Origin of the sequence: Enterococcus sp. AZ109 (assembly GCF_051714625.1) — a bacterium.
Taxonomy (GTDB): domain Bacteria; phylum Bacillota; class Bacilli; order Lactobacillales; family Enterococcaceae; genus Enterococcus_A.
This window is the reverse complement of sequence record NZ_JBIOSF010000001.1, coordinates 2,170,697-2,188,369: the sequence shown is the minus strand read 5'-3', so window position 1 is coordinate 2,188,369 and position 17,673 is coordinate 2,170,697. Positions and strand designations below refer to the sequence as shown.

At 42.8% G+C, this 17,673-nt stretch carries 16 protein-coding genes; 2 read left to right on the top strand and 14 right to left on the bottom strand.

The genetic code is table 11. The features are described 5' to 3' along the window. Positions 1-188: 188 nt before the first annotated feature. The 12 genes from IGI42_RS10445 to IGI42_RS10390 all read right to left on the bottom strand — a co-directional run bounded on the left by IGI42_RS10445 (position 189) and on the right by IGI42_RS10390 (position 14,022). A complete protein-coding gene (locus tag IGI42_RS10445; protein ID WP_438715792.1) occupies positions 189-1,175 on the bottom strand; it encodes a choloylglycine hydrolase family protein in 987 nt (328 codons plus the stop codon). Between the two features lie 204 nt (positions 1,176-1,379). Continuing rightward, positions 1,380-2,249 (bottom strand): L-serine ammonia-lyase, iron-sulfur-dependent, subunit alpha, encoded by an 870-nt coding sequence (sdaAA, locus tag IGI42_RS10440; RefSeq protein WP_438715791.1) that lies wholly within the window; start codon positions 2,247-2,249, stop codon positions 1,380-1,382. Positions 2,250-2,261: 12 nt separating this feature from the next. Continuing rightward, on the bottom strand, positions 2,262-2,927 hold the full coding sequence (gene sdaAB / locus IGI42_RS10435; protein WP_438715790.1) for an L-serine ammonia-lyase, iron-sulfur-dependent subunit beta: 666 nt from the start codon (positions 2,925-2,927) through the stop codon (positions 2,262-2,264). A gap of 21 nt (positions 2,928-2,948) precedes the next feature. Beyond that, positions 2,949-4,382 (bottom strand): amidohydrolase, encoded by a 1,434-nt coding sequence (locus IGI42_RS10430; protein WP_438715789.1) that lies wholly within the window; start codon positions 4,380-4,382, stop codon positions 2,949-2,951. 5 nt (positions 4,383-4,387) lie between these two features. Then, a complete protein-coding gene (locus IGI42_RS10425; RefSeq protein ID WP_438715788.1) occupies positions 4,388-5,599 on the bottom strand; it encodes an MFS transporter in 1,212 nt (403 codons plus the stop codon). Positions 5,600-5,752: 153 nt separating this feature from the next. Next, a complete protein-coding gene (locus tag IGI42_RS10420) occupies positions 5,753-8,098 on the bottom strand; it encodes a helix-turn-helix domain-containing protein (RefSeq protein WP_438715787.1) in 2,346 nt (781 codons plus the stop codon). 177 nt (positions 8,099-8,275) lie between these two features. After that, complete coding sequence (locus IGI42_RS10415; protein ID WP_438715786.1) at positions 8,276-9,823, bottom strand: bifunctional metallophosphatase/5'-nucleotidase; 1,548 nt, start codon at positions 9,821-9,823, stop codon at positions 8,276-8,278. Positions 9,824-9,904: 81 nt separating this feature from the next. Continuing rightward, positions 9,905-10,708, bottom strand: coding sequence for a metallophosphoesterase family protein (locus IGI42_RS10410; RefSeq protein ID WP_438715785.1), 804 nt, complete (start codon positions 10,706-10,708; stop codon positions 9,905-9,907). Positions 10,709-10,710: 2 nt separating this feature from the next. Then, positions 10,711-11,493: a phosphonate ABC transporter, permease protein PhnE gene (gene phnE, locus IGI42_RS10405; RefSeq protein ID WP_438715784.1), complete on the bottom strand. Its 783-nt coding sequence runs from the start codon at positions 11,491-11,493 to the stop codon at positions 10,711-10,713. After that, positions 11,490-12,269, bottom strand: a complete 780-nt coding sequence (gene phnE, locus IGI42_RS10400; RefSeq protein ID WP_438715783.1) for a phosphonate ABC transporter, permease protein PhnE — start codon at positions 12,267-12,269, stop codon at positions 11,490-11,492. Before phnE (IGI42_RS10400) ends, phnE (IGI42_RS10405) begins: the two co-directional genes overlap by 4 nt. Next, positions 12,241-13,032 (bottom strand): phosphonate ABC transporter ATP-binding protein, encoded by a 792-nt coding sequence (gene phnC, locus IGI42_RS10395; RefSeq protein ID WP_438715782.1) that lies wholly within the window; start codon positions 13,030-13,032, stop codon positions 12,241-12,243. Before phnC ends, phnE (IGI42_RS10400) begins: the two co-directional genes overlap by 29 nt. A 60-nt stretch (positions 13,033-13,092) precedes the next feature. Beyond that, on the bottom strand, positions 13,093-14,022 hold the full coding sequence (locus IGI42_RS10390; RefSeq protein WP_438715781.1) for a phosphate/phosphite/phosphonate ABC transporter substrate-binding protein: 930 nt from the start codon (positions 14,020-14,022) through the stop codon (positions 13,093-13,095). Between the two features lie 198 nt (positions 14,023-14,220). On the opposite strand from IGI42_RS10390, the gene IGI42_RS10385 reads away from it, so the two are divergent. Together IGI42_RS10385 and IGI42_RS10380 are read left to right on the top strand one after the other, a co-directional pair. Then, positions 14,221-14,898, top strand: a complete 678-nt coding sequence (locus IGI42_RS10385) for a cyclic nucleotide-binding domain-containing protein (protein WP_438715780.1) — start codon at positions 14,221-14,223, stop codon at positions 14,896-14,898. 280 nt (positions 14,899-15,178) lie between these two features. After that, a complete protein-coding gene (locus IGI42_RS10380; RefSeq protein WP_438715778.1) occupies positions 15,179-16,144 on the top strand; it encodes a hypothetical protein in 966 nt (321 codons plus the stop codon). Positions 16,145-16,224: 80 nt separating this feature from the next. Here IGI42_RS10380 and IGI42_RS10375 read toward each other — a convergent pair whose 3' ends face one another. Then, positions 16,225-16,896 (bottom strand): TVP38/TMEM64 family protein, encoded by a 672-nt coding sequence (locus IGI42_RS10375; protein WP_438715777.1) that lies wholly within the window; start codon positions 16,894-16,896, stop codon positions 16,225-16,227. Between the two features lie 19 nt (positions 16,897-16,915). Next, positions 16,916-17,608 carry a putative ABC transporter permease gene (locus IGI42_RS10370; RefSeq protein WP_438717036.1) on the bottom strand — a complete coding sequence of 231 codons (693 nt, stop codon included), beginning with the start codon at positions 17,606-17,608 and terminating at the stop codon, positions 16,916-16,918. Between the last annotated feature and the right edge of the window lie 65 nt (positions 17,609-17,673).

The window sequence follows — 17,673 nt, the reverse complement described above, 5'->3', positions numbered from 1 at the left end:
AAAAGAAGAATCACTTTTCGTCAGCTTGAACGAGTCTGCGTTTAAGTAACCTTAGCTGCTCTAATCATTCTCCATAAAACAGCATTTTAACGACTGCCATTCATCGCATTCGAATGCCTCGCACACAAAAACCAGCGGCTTGCTCTTTTTTTGAGTAAGCCGCTGGTTTCGCATTTTGTAGCTAGCTTTTACCGTGCATTTAGATCGGTCGCTTTGAAAGTTGCATCATAGGCAAATTCAGTTGGTTCCGTCTTATTCAGCAACGCTTCATCTAAAGTAATCTTGAACACTTCTTGCGATTCGTAAGGATTGAAATAATAGGTTAATTCTGTCACATCTAGCGCCGCACGGTATTGGGTATAATCGATTGCCCCATCATCCTTGATATTCACACCTTTAGGGATAGTCACATTATCTAGAATTTTGAAAATGGCGTTTACCCCTTCTTCCACCGTCTCGCCCGTATCAGTTAAGGCACGTAAAAAGGTTGCCCGAGCAAATCTTTCCGGTGAAGTATAGCCTCCCGGCAAGCCAAAGGTCCCTGATCCTTGTCCAAAAGGTTTGATCGCATAATCCCCAATTTTTTTACTCGCAAAATTAGTCGGTTGAATACTCAAGTAATTGTTTAAGTTCTTCAAATGCCAACCAAAATCGGGACTATTGGTCATCACACCGACTGGATTATCCTTAACCACCATTTCGCCACTGTCTGATTCAAGCACGACAGTCTCGCCGGTTTTGTCGGTGACGATAAAATGCAAGGGTGGAATAAAGCCCATCACAGGAATCGCTTCTTCCACCAGCTGAATTTCAGTGATTCGTTCTCGCAATTCAGAGATACTTTCGATCTGACCCAGTAACCACATAATAAATTCATGGGGTGCCAAATTCACTTTTCCTGCTTGAGGTTCTGCATAATACTGGGCTTCATCTAAGAAATACAGCTCTGCCACTGCCAATCCTTTTTCATTAACACCTTCTGCTAAAAAATATTCCCCCAAGTTTCTACCGGTACCGATAAATCCATACGTTGTGCTCTGGTCTTCTTGCTCCCGTCTCCAAGTATAATTTCGCGGAATGACCACTGGCCTACCCTCCAGTTGAAACCCAAAATCCATAGTTCTCGCTAAAAAATGATGCCCTGCATGACAGGTTAGTGTAAGACTCGTACACATTTTTACCACTCCTTGATCTAAAAATAAGTTTCTTCCATTATAGAGTACCCCTTTGATAACAAAAAGGAAACAAAAAAGAAATAAATAAGGATAAAAATGCTCATGAGACATTCTATCAAAGCTGTCGATCAAAAACCCATTGTTTCATTCGTGTTTGTATTCAAAAAAGCACCAGAACCCATTGACTCTGATACTTTCAAACTATTATTCGTTAACTGTTAACTCTTCCGCCAGCCTTTGACCAGTTGGTGTCACAGCCAGACCACCTTCAGCGGTTTCTTTGAAAATACTTGGCATTTGACGTCCCACCCGATACATCGCCTCTATGACTTCATCTGGCGGAATCACGCTTTCGATCCCCGCTAAGGCCATATCTGCTGAAACAAAAGCCTGCGCTGAGCCTAAAGCATTGCGCTTCACACAGGGAACCTCAACTAACCCTGCAACCGGATCGCAAATCAAGCCCATCATATTCTTTAACGTAATCGCCACAGCTTGGGCGGCTTGATGTGGGGTTCCACCATTAGCTTGGACTAAGGCGGCTGCGGCCATTGCACTGGCAGAACCGATTTCAGCCTGGCAGCCCCCTTCGGCACCGGAAATTGACGCATTATTTGCGATCACCAGACCAAAAGCGCCGGCAGTAAAGAGAAAGTTAAGTTGCTGCTGATGACTCAACTTCAAGCGATCCCGACACGCCAGCAGAACACCGGAAACAACTCCGGCACTGCCAGCAGTTGGCGTAGCACAAATTAACCCCATTTTTGCATTGACCTCATTCACTGCAATGGCATTTCTGACTGCGGTTAAAAGGGTTGCTCCACTTAGGAAATTTCCAGAGGTTAGATAGTTGTTCATTTTAACCGCATCGCCGCCAGTTAATCCTGTCACTGATCTGACACCCGCTACGCCTTCTTCGATTGATTGTTCCATGACCGCCAAGTTTTTATCCATCAATCGGATAATTTCTTCTCGGGTGCGTCCGCTTAATTGTACTTCGGTCGCAATCATCAATTCACTAACAGAGTCATACTTCTGACTTTGAGCGACTAGCTCTTCGATACTGTAGAACATCGGGCGCCTCCTTTATTCGAAATATGATGCACTGAAAACATATTCCAGCTTTCTTATTTTATTCAACATCGCTTCGTTGCGCTCATCGGTCTCAATAACCGTGATCGCCTTCTCCCCTACTGCTTCACGGGAAACAGACATTGTACCAATATTGACATTGGCATCATAGAAGAACTGACTGATGTGGGCAATCATCCCAGGTACATCTTGATGAACGATCACAAAGGTTGGCATTCCCAGTGATAAGGATAACTTGAAGCCATTTACTTCAGAAATTTGAATATTTCCCCCGCCGATTGAAATACCGGTAACTGTTAAAACGTGTTCCCCACGAGTCAATTTTAATTGCACCATATTAGGATGCTCCGATTTTTCCTGCTTTGGTACAAACAAGACCTCCATTCCTTTTTCATGAGCAATTTTCAACGAATCACTCAGGCACGGATCTTCTGGCTCCATACCCAACAGCCCACCAACTAGTGCAATATCTGTTCCGTGGCCACGATACGTTTTGGCAAAGGATTCATACAGATAAATATCCACTGAATCGGGACGTTCGCCAAAAATTTTGCGAACCACCTTCCCAATGCGAGCAGCCCCAGCAGTATGAGAACTGCTGGGACCGATCATGATGGGACCAATGATATCAAAGACACTTGTATACTTTAACTGTTCCATTAGCTAACCCCTTTGTTTAATTTATTTTGGCATTACTTCAGCTGGGATTGCGGATTTGTAGACCTTGCCTCCCAACGTTTTTTGATGTTCTTCTTTTGCTTGGGCAATTAATTCTGGTTGTGTGAATAAATCATAGGCCGTTGCCGCGATCGTTTTGCCCGCTGCCAGCAGACCTTCGTGAGCGATTGCTGATTTCCCATTTGCTACCCATTGCCAGCTGTGAGCCGGCGTTCCTTGTGGCTCGCAACCAATAAAGATTTGGGCAGTCGGACAAACCCAACTAACGTCACCGACATCGGTGGAGCCAGAAGTTGCTTCAGAGAAGACTAACGGCTGGATTTGTTCAGCGATTGGTAACGAACCTAAGCGTTGGAGCTCGGCTGCATCCGTTTCTGGTGCAAATTGCTGCGCCCGATCAACTAATGATTGCTTAGTAGCATCATTTAAACTGTCGTAATATCGTTGTGCGTAGTTCATATCTTCATCCGTCAGATTCATTTTCCCTTCAACTAAAAGGTTCTTATACATCGCTTTGGTTACTGCATGGTTAGGAAGATAATTGTAGCAAGCAGAATCAAAATCAATCGTCAATTCTGTTTCAGTCATTAGCGCTGCCCCTTGCGCAATCTTATTAACTCGTTGATAAATTTCTTCGACTTGCTCAATTTTAGGTGCACGGATGAAATAATAAAGGCTGGCTGTCGGCTGCACTACATTGGCTGATTCACCGCCGGCATCGGTAAAGGCGTAATGAACGCGCCCCTCATCAATGATATGTTCCCGCAAAAATTGTACTCCAATATTCATTAACTCCGCTGCATCTAGCGCACTGCGTCCTTGTTCGGGTGCTGCTGCGGCATGAGCTGAAACTCCTTTAAACCGGTAATAAACTTGATAGACCGCTAAGCTGCTAATGGACCATGCACCACTAATATCCCACGGATGCCAAGATAAAGCTACATCTAATTCATCAAAAAGACCCGCTCTTGCCATATAGGCCTTTCCATAGCCGCTTTCTTCCGCCGGACAACCAAATAATTTGATGGTTCCTTCAAGCTTATCGGCTGCCATATAGTCTTTAATTCCAACTGCGCCAGCTAGAGCGCCCGTCCCCAAGAGATTATGGCCACAGCCATGTCCGTTGCCGCCTGGAACTTCGGCTTGCTGTTCACCTAAATCAGCAATCTGACTCAAGTTTCCTAGTGCATCATATTCTGCCAAAATACCGATGACCGGTTTGCCCGATCCGTAAGTTGCTACAAAGGCATGCGCCATATCTGCGACTCCTTTTTCAACTTGAAACCCTTCTTCTGCTAGTATTTCATAAAAAGGCTGGACGGATTTTTCTGTGGCAAAACGTGTTTCTGGTGTTTCCCAAATGCGATCAGCAGCTGCGATGAATTTGTCGCGCTTTGCTTCGATAAATTGTGAGAGTTGTTCTTTTGGATTTGTCATGATTGTTAACCCCTATCTTTTAATGTTAATACTGTTAGACCACTAAGAATACTTGCTAATGCCATAAAACCAAAAGGAATGGTAAAAGAACCGCCACCTAAGTTGATCAATTGACCTAAAATCATCGGTGCTAAGAACCCGCCTAAAGTTCCACCGGTATTGATGATCCCGATGGCTGAACCAATGATTGAGCCATCCATAATTTTATGCGGCAGCGTAAAGATTGCAGTAAATGCCGAAACAGAAATCATGCTTAGTAAAATCAGTGCGCCCATTGCAATGACTAGGTTGCTTGATAAAACAAAGACTACTACAAAGACTGCTGAAATAACTGTGGCACCTAGAATAAATAGTTTTTCTTTCCCTAAGAATAGTTTTGACAGCAAGACACCAGCAAACATTGTCGCAATCGTCTGGAAAATGGCGTTGACTGCTAGTAGGTACCCTACTTGAGTGATCTCCAAATTGAATTTTTGTGCCAATACGGTTGGCAGCCAAGAAATGTTGCCATAAAGCAAAAAGTTCAGTAACAGCATTGCCACAAACAACGTTAAGACATTGCGATTGGCAATTACTTCTTTAAAAGGAATCCGTGCTGCTTGTTGATTCTTAGGTAACTGGATGTCCTTAGGCACAAAGATCGCTACTAACACCAAAGCTGCTGCAAACAGACTCCCTAAAACAAGATAGCCTAAGCGCCAGCTCTGGCTGATCAAATTTGCCCCTAGAGTGAAGGCTAAGATCCCACCGATTCCCGAAGTAGACAAAATCATTGATTGGATAAAGGTTCGTCGTTCCTGTGGAAAATTATTGGTAATTGCTTTTGAAACACTTGGCGGATAGCCGCCATGACCGACACCGGCAAAAAAGCGAATCATCATAAACAGCATTAATCCGCTGACTGCGCCAAAAGCAAACGAGAAGAAGGAGATAATCGCTAAGGACAGCATCAACACTTTTTTGGCACCAATTTTATCGGCTAACCAACCGCCCGGAATTTGCATCAATGAATAGCCTAAGAAAAAGAACGACATAATCAAACCGGTTTGACCCGAATCTAAATTAAATTGTTGCGCAATGGGAATAATTGCTGTTGACACCATTGATTTGTCCATGTAAACCATCGAATAACCTGCCATTAAGGCAAAAACAATACCCATACTGCTTTTTTTCGAAACCGTTGACAGTTCAACTGTTTCTTGCACTTTTCTTTCCATCTACTACACCTCTTTATTTTTTTAGGGCCCTTACTGTCTCCCAGTATAAAGAAAGCGGATACATGAATAATGGCAAATATTGTCTAATCCTACGATTTTTTTTGATGAAATAGTATTACTAAAACTAAGCGGACAAAAAATGCCGTTACACTTTTAAAAGTGTAACGGCTTAATTTTGATGAGACGGCAAGCATTGAAGGTAAGTAACTCTTTAAAGTTTAGCTGTTCAACTACTTGGGTTTGAGAAACTTCTAGCTTAGGCAGGATGGCTTGTTTCAAATAATCGGTCGTCTCTTGGTCAATAAATTCTAATCCGCCCACTTTCATTACGTCGTTGTAAATCCCACCATGATCTTTATCTAATGTATAGGTTTTGATCTGATAAGTACTTGGAGGCATGTTCAGCAACTCTAGAGTAATCACCTGAGATTGATACTGCATATAGGTTTCATCAATACTCATTGCCGGATTAAAATAAGCTGGGTTTAGCAAAAGCAGATAGTAAGTCTGTCCTTGTTTCGTGAGATAGATAGATTCTTCTTGATAAATGGTGGACCCTTTTAATTGATCAAACAGCTGCAGAGCGAAAAAGGCTGGACGCTTTAACTGATAGCCCACAAATAAGGTGAGCTGATTTTGATTATTGCTGGGCTGCGCTAGACGGGTTAGCTGGGTATCATTGTTTAGCCAAAATCCCGCACCGTCGATTTCTGCGGATAAGTAAAATAGATCCTTCAACATAATAGCCGCACGGAAAAACGTGCCTCGTAAAGTTGTCCCCTTTCCGATTAAGGTGTTCCACTCGCTCAGAAGAATTTTGCCTGAATACTGCTGCTTGTTTAAAATCGAATGCAAGGTTGCTAGATTATGCTGCTGATAATTCTCTAACAATTCTTGAGGGATTTCATCCCACAAATAAGCCGTATTGGGATCACTACGATAATCAATGAATCGGATGGTCAAGTGTTGCTCCACTACACCCGCTAAAAAAGCTTCTAGCTGAACAACCGTTGAAGGAGCATATGAGGCACCAATATTTATTCCAATTGTCGGCTGACTAAAAATCCGCTGCATCTGTTGGTAAAACAGTAAAAAAAGTGCTTGCGAATTCGCTGGTAAAGGATCAATGTCAAATTCTAAATGCCACGTATCAGCTATTTCACCGAATTCATCCACCAGCTGTTGCAAGATCGCTAAGCGTGGGCCCAACCACTTAAGAAAAGCTGTCTCAATAGCTGCAGGATCAGTTACACCCTGCGCAAAATCACTAGGTACCTTAAAATGAATAATCGGGGTCAACTGATTTTCAACCGTAAAGCTCAACAACCGATTCAGTTGGGAATCTTTCGGTATGATATTGAAGGCATCAATGGTTAGCTGATTTTCAATTAAGACGTCGCTAAAGCGCAAGTACTCGAATCTTATTTTGTGACAGATCTCCGTTAGCGCCTGCCGGCAGTCGCCCCGCAACCAATTGCTGCAAGGTCCGATATTTAAGATTTTTCCTAATGCCGGACGTTTTTTTGTCGGTTTGGTCAAAGAAATACGCCTTTTTAATTGCTTTGGTTCTAAAAATTCTTCTGGGTCTTTACGAACCATGTAGTTGGAAAGTACCCGCATTGCTGATTCAATATCCAACAGTTCAAAATTATCCGCTGCTGGTTTGCTGTTGTTATCTGCTGCAGAAACTACCGGGTTTTGCTGGAACCGATACTCATTGGGCGTCACCCCGTAGTAATTCTTAAAGGCTGAATGAAAGGCTTTGCTATTGGTGAAGCCATTTTCCAGCGCAATTTTTAATATGGACTGATCAGAGATTCGTAAAGCTGTGGCTGCCTTTTTCAAACGATATGTGGTCAGGTATTCTTTAAAAGAACTGCCCACTTCGGCTTTGAATTTACGAGACAGATAATGATAGGATAAAAATGTTTCGTCAGCGAGTTGCTGCAAGCTCAAGGGCTTAGTATAGTTCAAATGAATGATCCTTAAGACTTGCTGAATTTTCTCATCATAATCCGCTGCGACTTGAAAATCGGCTTTCTGGAAATGACTTTTTAAGAAGCTCAGCATACTAAAGAACTTTTCATAAACGGCAAACTTGTTTTGCTCTTTTAAATCATAAAAACTCGCCAAGCACGACAAGAGTTTCCCACGCAGTTGACTAAACTCTTTTTCCTGATATGAAAATTGCTTGCCCGCCACCGAATTGCACTCAAATACAGGAGTCCATTGCATGTTTAATTGATTTTCAATTTCTTCGCGATAGACCTCGATAAGAAAAAATGCTGAGTCTTCACTTAATGCACTTGCTTGAGCGTTTTGAAAAGCATTTAGAACCAGCACATCTTCTGCTGATAGTTCATAAACGGCGTCTTTCATTCGAATTTCCCAACTTCCCCGAATGCCAAATAAAATACGCAGGTTACTGTCACTACTTGAAGTCCATTGCTGACCAATAATGCCGTTGATGGTAAAAGGAAAATTTTCGGTCACTGTCATGTATTCGCTCCTCTCACATGAAAAAGCTGCCTTCTCCATGCTAAACGTTTCATTAGGTTTATTCTAAGGGAATTTACTCAGTAAAACTACTCGTGTTGGCATGTTTTCAACAGATACTTAAAAGAAGCTTCCCCATCAAAAGAGGAAGCTTCTATCTATTGATTCAGTGACCGAGGCTTACAGCACCACCCGAAAATTCTGATCTGTCTGCGCTTTGATCACCGGATGCTCCTTCAAGTAGTCGGCAATTAATTCTGTCATGTCTACTTGAATCTCCCGTACGATTTTCTCGGCACTGAACATCTTGTAATCCCCACCACCAATCGCCCGGTATTGATTAGTAACTACTTCTAGCTCTTGATCCGGCGTAATCGGCGCACCTTGGAAAGAAAGCGCAGTAATCCGCTGACCAGCTGGTTGGTTCATGTCGATGGTGTAGTCGATTCCTTCGTACATATCGTAATTGTAGTATTGCGGTTTTGGTTGGATAAAGGCTGGATTAAAAACAATCTTTCCCTTGTCAACTGCCAAATAATTCGCCGTTTGCTCTAGAGCTGCCCGTAAGTCGGCGCCACTGATTTTAATCACTGCCAAGGTATTTGGGTATACATAGTTAGTGATGACATCCCGCATCGTGATCGTCTGGCCAAAGCCTTTACCATCATTATTGAACAGGGCAGTTGCAGAAATTGGTGCCCCGCTGGCTGCCAGTTGAACTTGATTGATAAACTCTACATACGGATGCTCCACCAAACGAGCCTGCATCGGATCAGTGATTCCCATATCGCCTTCTACTTTACCTAGTGTTCGATCTAGCCAAGTTTCTAATTCCTCCTCCAATGTTGCCACCGATGAAAGAATCTGCGGATCGGCTGCGACATCTTCGACTGAATGCAAGATAGCCTCACTTTCGGTAATCGCTACCTGATCCCCCTGTTTCTCGACTTTCAGCTGAATCTCGCCAACATAACTGCCACGATAACCGGGCTGGACTACCGGAACACCGTTAATCTTTGTGGCAATAACACGGTGCTGGTGTCCGGTGAATAGGGCATCTATCCCCGGCACTTCCTGTAATAATTGATAGCCTTCGTTTTCGCCAGTCAACGCTTCTGTTGGCTCACCTGTTTCTAAATCCCGTTCAAAGCCGCCATGGTAGCTGACCACTACTAAATCGGCTTGTTCTCGTAATCTAGGAATATATTCTTTGGCGGTTTCGATAATACTTTTAAAGGTGAGGCCTTTCAAGGTTTCCGGTTTTTCCCAATGGGGGATATACTGAGTGGTTAAGCCTAAGACGGCAATTTTTACCCCCTCTTTTTCCAAAATGGTATAGGCTTTACCAAAGTAGGGCTGACCATCCTCATTTAAAATATTTGCCGCCAAGACTGGCGCTTGGTAGCTAGCGATCGCGGCTTGTAAATAGTCGATGCCATAATTAAATTCATGATTGCCTAAAAGCTGCACATCGTACGCCATTTGATTGATGACAGTGGTTAATTCCTTTACTTGATGCTGGCTTTGGGAAAGGTAATAGCTCAAGGGAGAGCCTTGGATGAAATCACCATTTTCGATGCTGATTACCGGTCCGGCTGCTTGTGCCCGCAGTTGCTTCAATTTGGTTGCGACTTTGGCAGCGCCAAGGGCTAAATCATGCTCGCCCGCATAGTTAGTGGGATAAACATAGCCATGCATATCGCTGGTTTCTAGAAAGGTAAGTTTCACGTTGGTTGCTCCTCCATTTTTAAGGATAATATCGAAGAGACCGAAGCACACGGGGCGATTCGGTCTCTTCAAGCTCAGTTTTTATTGTCGCATATTAAGGGTTTTTAATACGTGACCAGAAATAAAATTCTCTGACGTTTGTCTAGTGACCCTTGCGTTTTCGACACCATAAAGATTGTAGCCGTGCCGTTCTTCAAAGCGAACCAGCCCCTCGCCTTCGTCTTCGCCCACAAAGGACATGCTCGCTACGGTAAAATAAGGAATCCCATTGATTTCATCAGTAAAAGGATGGTGGGTATGCCCATTTAAAATGCAGCGAATATCGTAGGATGCAAGTAGATCCAACAGTCTTTCAGTCCCTGGCCATTTGGGCATATTGCTTTGTTGAGCAAGTAGATGATGATGGGTCACCAAAATAATTGGCTGACCTTTTAACTGCTCCAGCGTTTGGGCGAGCCACTGAAATTGGGCTTCATCCACGATGCCATCTGGATAGCCGTAGCAGGAATTATCAAAGGAAAGCACGGTGAACGCTGGATACTCCACTACTTGATTATAAAAGGCAGCCGAGGCGGGTGCCCCACACCAACCAACCCAGAAATTTTCTTTAATATCATGATTGCCTAAAGTAACGATGACGTCCGTATCACCTAGAGCAACTTGCAGCCACTCCTTCAAATAACGGTAATCCTCTACCTCACCGTCTTCAGTCAAATCACCACTGATGATCACTAAATCGACCGTGGTCTGCTGCTGAATCTGGCTTAAACATTGCCCCAATGGAATAAGGGGGCTTTGCATATTCGCCAGCATTCCTTTGTAGCCGTCTTCGCTTGCTTCGTATTCTCTACGAAAATGTATGTCTGATATATGCAATATATTCATTCTTATCTCAATTTCTTTCTTATGATTCCGGTTATTTGGTCTAAAATAAACACGGTAACAACAACACCAATTAGAATAATGCTGACCTTGCTCCAACTACGAGTTTGGATGGCGAAAATCAAGGGTGCCCCGATCCCACCGGCACCTACCAAGCCTAACGTAGCCGCACTTCTGACTGCTATCTCAAAATGATTCAAAGCTAATGAACTGTAAATCGGCATCAGATACGGGACCCGGACAAAGAAAATCGTTTGCCAAAAGTTTGCCCCAACTGCCTCCATTTCTTCCGTCAAGCGTTCATCCATTGCTTCCATTTCTTCAGTGAAGAGCTTGCCTAACATGCCGATTTGATGCACGCCAATTGCCATTACCCCAGCAAAGGGACCCGGTCCGACAACTCGGACAAAAATAATCGCAAAAACCAATTCGGGAAACGCACGCAAGATATTGCAAACGAATTTCCCCACCTTAGTTACCCAAGGATGAGCTTTCCACAGATTTGCTGCACTAAGCAACGTCAACGGAATCGCTAAAACGGTCGCAATCATTGTTCCTAAACAAGCAATCCCGATGGTGAGAATTAGTAAACTAATTAAATCTTCTCCACTGCCGTCATAAAGGAAGCTCCAGTCAGGCTGACTTAACCCGCGTAATACATCCAATCCCATATTTAAGGAGAAGGTGCTCAATCCTGAATAATCAATACTAGCTGCTGAGAAAATAACGAGGACAATTAAGATGACAAAAGACCAGATTGTTTTCTTACTCATCTCACGAATCATCATAATAGCGACCTCCTAACCAATTCACTTAATTTATCAACTAGCGTAACTGTCACTAAGATCGTCAAGATAATGATCGAAACCCGTTCATAATTCAATAAAGCTAGCGAAGAATTCAAAATCACACCAATCCCGCCGGCTCCCACATATCCTAGCACAGTGGATGCCCGAACGTTGACTTCAAAGGCATAGAATGCGTAGCTGGCAAATTGGCTTAACACTTGCGGAGCTACTGACCAAACAGCGATCTGCATTTTATTGGCTCCAACTGCCGAGGCCGATTCAATCGGTCCAAAGTCAATCGTTTCAATCGCCTGAAACATCAATTGTGACACCATCCCAAAGGTAAAGACTGCAATCGTCAGTACCCCGGTGGCTTCACCAATGCCAAACACAGCGACAAACAAAGCCGCCAACAGCAAATTAGGAATGGTTCGAATCAAGCCGAGTAAAAAGCGGAAAATAGTCGAAAGCCAGCGATTTTCGGTCACCACTGTCGTCGCCAAAAAGCTGATGGGAATGGCTAGTACCACACCAATAACAGTACCCAATAAAGACATCTGCAAGGTTTTAACCATCGGACTAACAAGTCGCGGCAGATAGCTAAAATCAGGATGCAAAAACCGCGACATAAAAATACCTACCTGCCGGGAATTTGAAAATACCATGGCAAAGTCAGCCGAGGTAATTCGGGCACTGCCTTGAAAACAAACCAGCAAAAAAACAAGAATCAGCAGGTGCTTATACCACTTAAAGTGGACGGTCTCTTTCAGCTTCATACGTCTCTCCTGCCTTTTCTTCAAAAATCGCCTTGCCATAAATTTGTTCCAACTGCTCATCGGTTAATGCTTCCGTCGGTCCGTCAAAAACAACCGCTCCAGCCTTTAAAGCAATTACTCGTGTGGAATATTCCCGCGCCAAAGGAACCGAATGGAGATTGACGATGACGGTTTTGCCCATGGTTTGGTTAATCTTTTTTAAATCATCCATTACTTTTTGTGTAGTAATGGGATCTAAAGAAGCAACTGGCTCATCGGCTAAAATGATGGGGGCTTGTTGCACCAGGGTCCGAGCGATCGAAACCCGCTGCTGCTGACCCCCACTTAGCTCATCGCTACGGGTTTGCAGTTTATCTAATAAACCAACTGTTTCCAAGGCTTCCTTAGTCCGTTGATAATCTTCTTTCGTGAACAAACCAAAAATACTTTTCCAAGTCGAATAATAGCCTAGTCGACCTGACAGAACATTTTTCTGAACGGTGCTGCGTTTTACCAGATTGAAGCTTTGAGAAATCAAGCCAATCTGCCGCCGAATCAGGCGTAATTCTTTCTTGTTGGCCTTAGTAATCGATGTGCCGTTAATCTGAATGTCGCCTTCGGTAACCGGCACTAAGCGATTAATCGCTCGTAGTAACGTACTTTTCCCGGCTCCGCTCAAGCCGATGATCGAAACAAATTCGCCATCTTCAATAGTTAAATTAATATTTTGCAGGCCTTTTACGCCGTTAGGATAAACCTTCGAAACATTTTCAAAAATAATCATGATCGTTCTCCAATTTTTAGCGAGTGCCAACACAACTTCGTGTCGACACTCGCTGGTGATTTATTCAGCTGCTTTTTCGCTGTATGCTCTAATTGTATCGTAAGCGGAATCTGCGGCTTCTTCATAGCCTTGGTGACTCCATAAAGACATTGCTTCAGCGCCATCTTCGTCATCTTTCATAGAAAGGAAGACTTCTTTAATTTGCTCTTTCAAGTCTTCATCCATGTCTGGTTGAACGGCAATGGCATCGTTAGGAATCTCGCCTTTAGTTAAATATAATACTTTCAAGTCCTTAAACAGATCATTATCTGAGAAGCTTGATGCAAAGACGTTTCTTGCTCCTTCAAAAACAAAAGCGGCATCCATTTGGCCATTTAATACGGCGGTGATTTCACTTGGAATGTCATTAACCGTCGTCATTGTTGCATCCGTTGTTGGGTCAACGCCTGCATCCTTCAACTCAGCAACAGGATAGATGTAGCCGCTGGCAGAATTAGGACTCAATGTAGCAATATTTTTTCCTTTTAAATCAGTTAGCTTAGTCATATCACTATCGGCACGAACCAAAATTTCGCCTTTAAATGTACTCGTTAATTCATCTTCTGGTAATCCAGTTTCATCATTATAAGCGCCCAGTTGTGACGTTAGCAACGCTTCAGCTGCATCTTGATCTCTTGCTTGAACATAAGCTGCTGGGGGCATAATCCCGACATCTACTTGTCCAGAAGACATTGCTTCAACAATTGTCGAATAGTCAGTTGCCAAGGTTACTTCTACTTCACGGTCTAGTTTGTCAGATAAGTAGTCAGCAAATGGTTTCGCTTTGGCTTCCATACTGCCATCGTTGTTGGTTGGAACGAATTGAACGACTAGTTTTTCTTTCCCTGCCTCACCAGAACTATCCGTTGTGCCACCAGAGCCGCCACAGCCAGCTAATGCTGCGATCAACAGAACACCCATAAATCCTTTTGCCAATTGTTTGAAATGCATTTTTTCTCCCCCTGTTGGAAATAATTTCTATTACCTCTAAATCATAGCAAATTTCCGCTATTTTCGAAGTGACGCACGTCCTATTTTACATTATTTTTACATACAATTTACAAACAAAACCAATTATCGTTCGTGTTGTGGCTTCGACTCTTCTAGGCTATAATGAAAGAAAAAAACACTTTAGGAGTTGTTTTTTTCGTGAAAAAAATTCAAGACCCCCAACAATTAGCACAGTACATAAAACTTCATGATTTGCAGGATTATATGGACTCAGATCTTTTTGCCATGGCTTCTTTACAGTCTTTTGAAAAGGAAGAGCACCTGATTCAGACCGGTACTACCTCAGAATATCTCTACTTTTTGGTAGATGGTACCGTAATGGTCTATTCTTATTCTTCTGATACGCAAAATATCTGTATCGACTATGCCGAAGCAGCAACGCCTTTAGGTGAAGCCTCTTCTTTATGGGGCCTTTTACCAAAAAGCAGTGTGAAGGCAGTGACTCCTTGCATTTGTGTTAGTATTCCGCTGAAGCAATACCGAACCATACTGCAGCAAGATGTTCGTTTTTTGCAGAACATTTGTCAATTGCTTAGCTGTCGGCTAAACTCTGGCGTCAGTCTGGCAAACTCGTTGACCGAACCGGTTGAAACCCGGCTGGCTAAGTTTATTTTGTCCCATCGTGACGATGACCGCTTTTCCTTCCGTTTGACCACTTGTGCCGCTATTTTAAATGTCAGCTATCGCCATCTATTGCGAACAATCACTGGCTTCCGCGAAGGTGATATTTTGGAAAAGCATAAAAATTATTACATAATTCGTGATTTTGCCGCTTTAGAGGACCTAGCGGAAAATCTTAGCCATTCAACTAAATGAATGATCTTTATTAGGCTGTGACATCAACCGTCACAGCCTATTTTTTGTCTATTTCTTTACCTGTTCGAACGCGCCATTTCTAATTCAAATAACAACCTTCGCCCTCAATACACGCCATTAAAATATCAACCGTTATTTTAATAAATATTTCGATAAGATAAAATAAAAATAATTAACGATTACTATTGATTACCATCGGACAACTAGTTTATAATGAAAGCGGATTAATTCGAGTGAAGCAAATAAAAAAGATAAATTAATGCGTGAGGAGTAGGAGTCTATGGGAAAAAAATTGGAAATAAAGAAATTGGGGACCAGACAAGTATTCGCTATGAAAAAAGAAAGTTTAGAAGCTAGGTTTGTCGATTACTATGAGGAGAATAGTAATGCTTCTTATCTTATTCAGTGTGCCGTTGCCGTTTTAGTAAGAAATGCTTTTAGTGCCCTCGATTTTTCATTTCTGGCTAAAGACTTAATTCGGGAGCTGTTTTTAACAAGCGATTCCGTGGGAGCAGCCCGTAAATATTGTATTTATTTCCAAAATTATTTTTCCGACGATGAATGGCAGAAAGTAATTACACGTTTATTTGCCGATCAAAAAGAGTTTGAACGAATTACCGAGAATACTCGTTTAACGATCGAACCATTGTTGCCTATACTCCATTCTAAATGCCAAGAATCAGACAAGAAGCTTAACTTGAAGGCAGCCTTTAAGGATGAGACCGGTAAAATGCACAGCTGGAGTCTCGGTAATGTGGTCCGTCGTCTTGAACCTTTAGAGCATCGAGCACTCGTAAGTATTTTAGGCGATTTAACCATTTTTAAAACAACTGACGGGGCACGCCGCTTTGCCCAAGTTATTTGGGTAGATTTTGCAGTCGATGAGCGAGAGCGGGATTTTGATATTAGAAAAGAAGATAACCTAACCACTTTAGAAGAGTCTGCTCAGCCGCCGCTAGAAGATACCCTTGATCCGACTGATTTTTCTTCTGAGCCCAAAGACACCACCCCTCAAGATAGCGAAAAATCAGCGAACCGTCTTGGCAAGCCTGTCGATGCACCAGCTGAAGAGGGACCTCCCCAAAAAGAAGACAAACAAAAAACAGGAACTACTAACGCTAAGCCAAAACTCACATTTGAAGACATCCAAAAGCAACTTCGCGGCAGACTATCCAAGAAAAACAAAGGGAAACAACAGCCACCGTTTACTGGTAAAAAGAAGAAAAATCGGAAGAAGCGGAAATAACGAGGTTCCCTTAAAAAAAATCGCTAAACGCTTATTTTTGCGCTTAACGACTTCAACGACTATTTTATTGTAAATAGGCATTAATTCACTAGGTGATGATCTCTTTTGATCAATTTCACTAACAGAACGAGTACGATCACACTGGCTATTAGGACCACGGCTGTTTTCGTGTACCCATGAAATAAAGCTTCTCCACCGCAGGCATAAAGAATTGAAGCTGGTAGCGCACCGATTAAGACGGGAAGAAACACTTCTTTGATGGAAAGCATTAGCGAATCTGCCGTAACGTTGACCACAAACGAGGGAATCATCGGGACCATATAAGCAATCATCAGCCCGGTCTTAGGGTGCTTCATTTGCGAAATTCGCTTGACCCATTTACTGGCCTTTTGTTCGTGTTCCACAAGTTTCAGGTGTCTTAAAACAGTCAGCGATAACAGGTTGCCGCTAGCATTTCCGACGATATTTATACAGCTGCCAATCAACGGACCATAACAAACGCCTACTAAAATACCGATTACCGAGGTAGGCAAGCCAGGTAGTGCACACATCAGTGCCGTCAAAAGAATCAAGATCCCCGCAGTTAAGAAACCATGGGAGCGAACTTCCCGCAGCAACATCTCTCGGCTAGCTTCGGGATTAAAAAGTAGGGCGATTTCTTTGTGGAATTCCAGATACAACCAGTAAAACAGGCAGACTAGCAGAACAATTCCTATAACCAAAACTAGTTTTTTCAGCCATTTTTTGTCCATTTTTCACCTCATTCGTTGGCTATTTGTGGAACCGCAAGTTCGGGTAATTTTTTATAATGCGACTTAAGTTATGATGCTTCAGCTGTTTAGGCTTGCTTTCAATTAATTGCAGCACTTTGGTTCTATTAATAGACGATTTGTGGTTTGTGATCAAATGCTTCAATCGAAATTCCTTAATGGCGGCATTCTCAGGATCGGAGGTATCCACCACCGCTTCCACTTCTTTTTTGGTGGTAAGGGTAAAGAACAACGTGGATAACACATCACTCAAGAACAAACCGGCTAAAACAATTGGTCCTAGGTTATTTGTGCTGGCAATAAAGTCATGAATCCCTTCTTGAATCATCGGATTAATGATTTTTATCAGCAGCAAACACCCCACGCCCCAAAACAACGACACCGGCACTGCCACTCGCCCTTCAATATTAAGGGGCACATGAGTATAATCCCACAGCTTCATCTTGAATAATTTTTCCAACAACCAACTGGTGACAAACTCGATGATCGTCACAATCACCACGATATTAAAGTATAGATTCAGCAGCGTCCCCGCATGTTCCGGCACCAAAAGCAGCACCGCTGCCACCCCAAAGCCATAAACCGGACAATAAGGTCCTAACAAAAACCCTCGGTAAACAAAATGGCGGGCTTTAATGGAACAGTAAAAACTCTCCCACAGCCAACCAATAAAAGAATAGACAATAAAGGTCATAAATAAGTTATCCAAATAATTGCACCTCTTTCTCTTCACTCAGTATAACAAAGATGCATTATTCT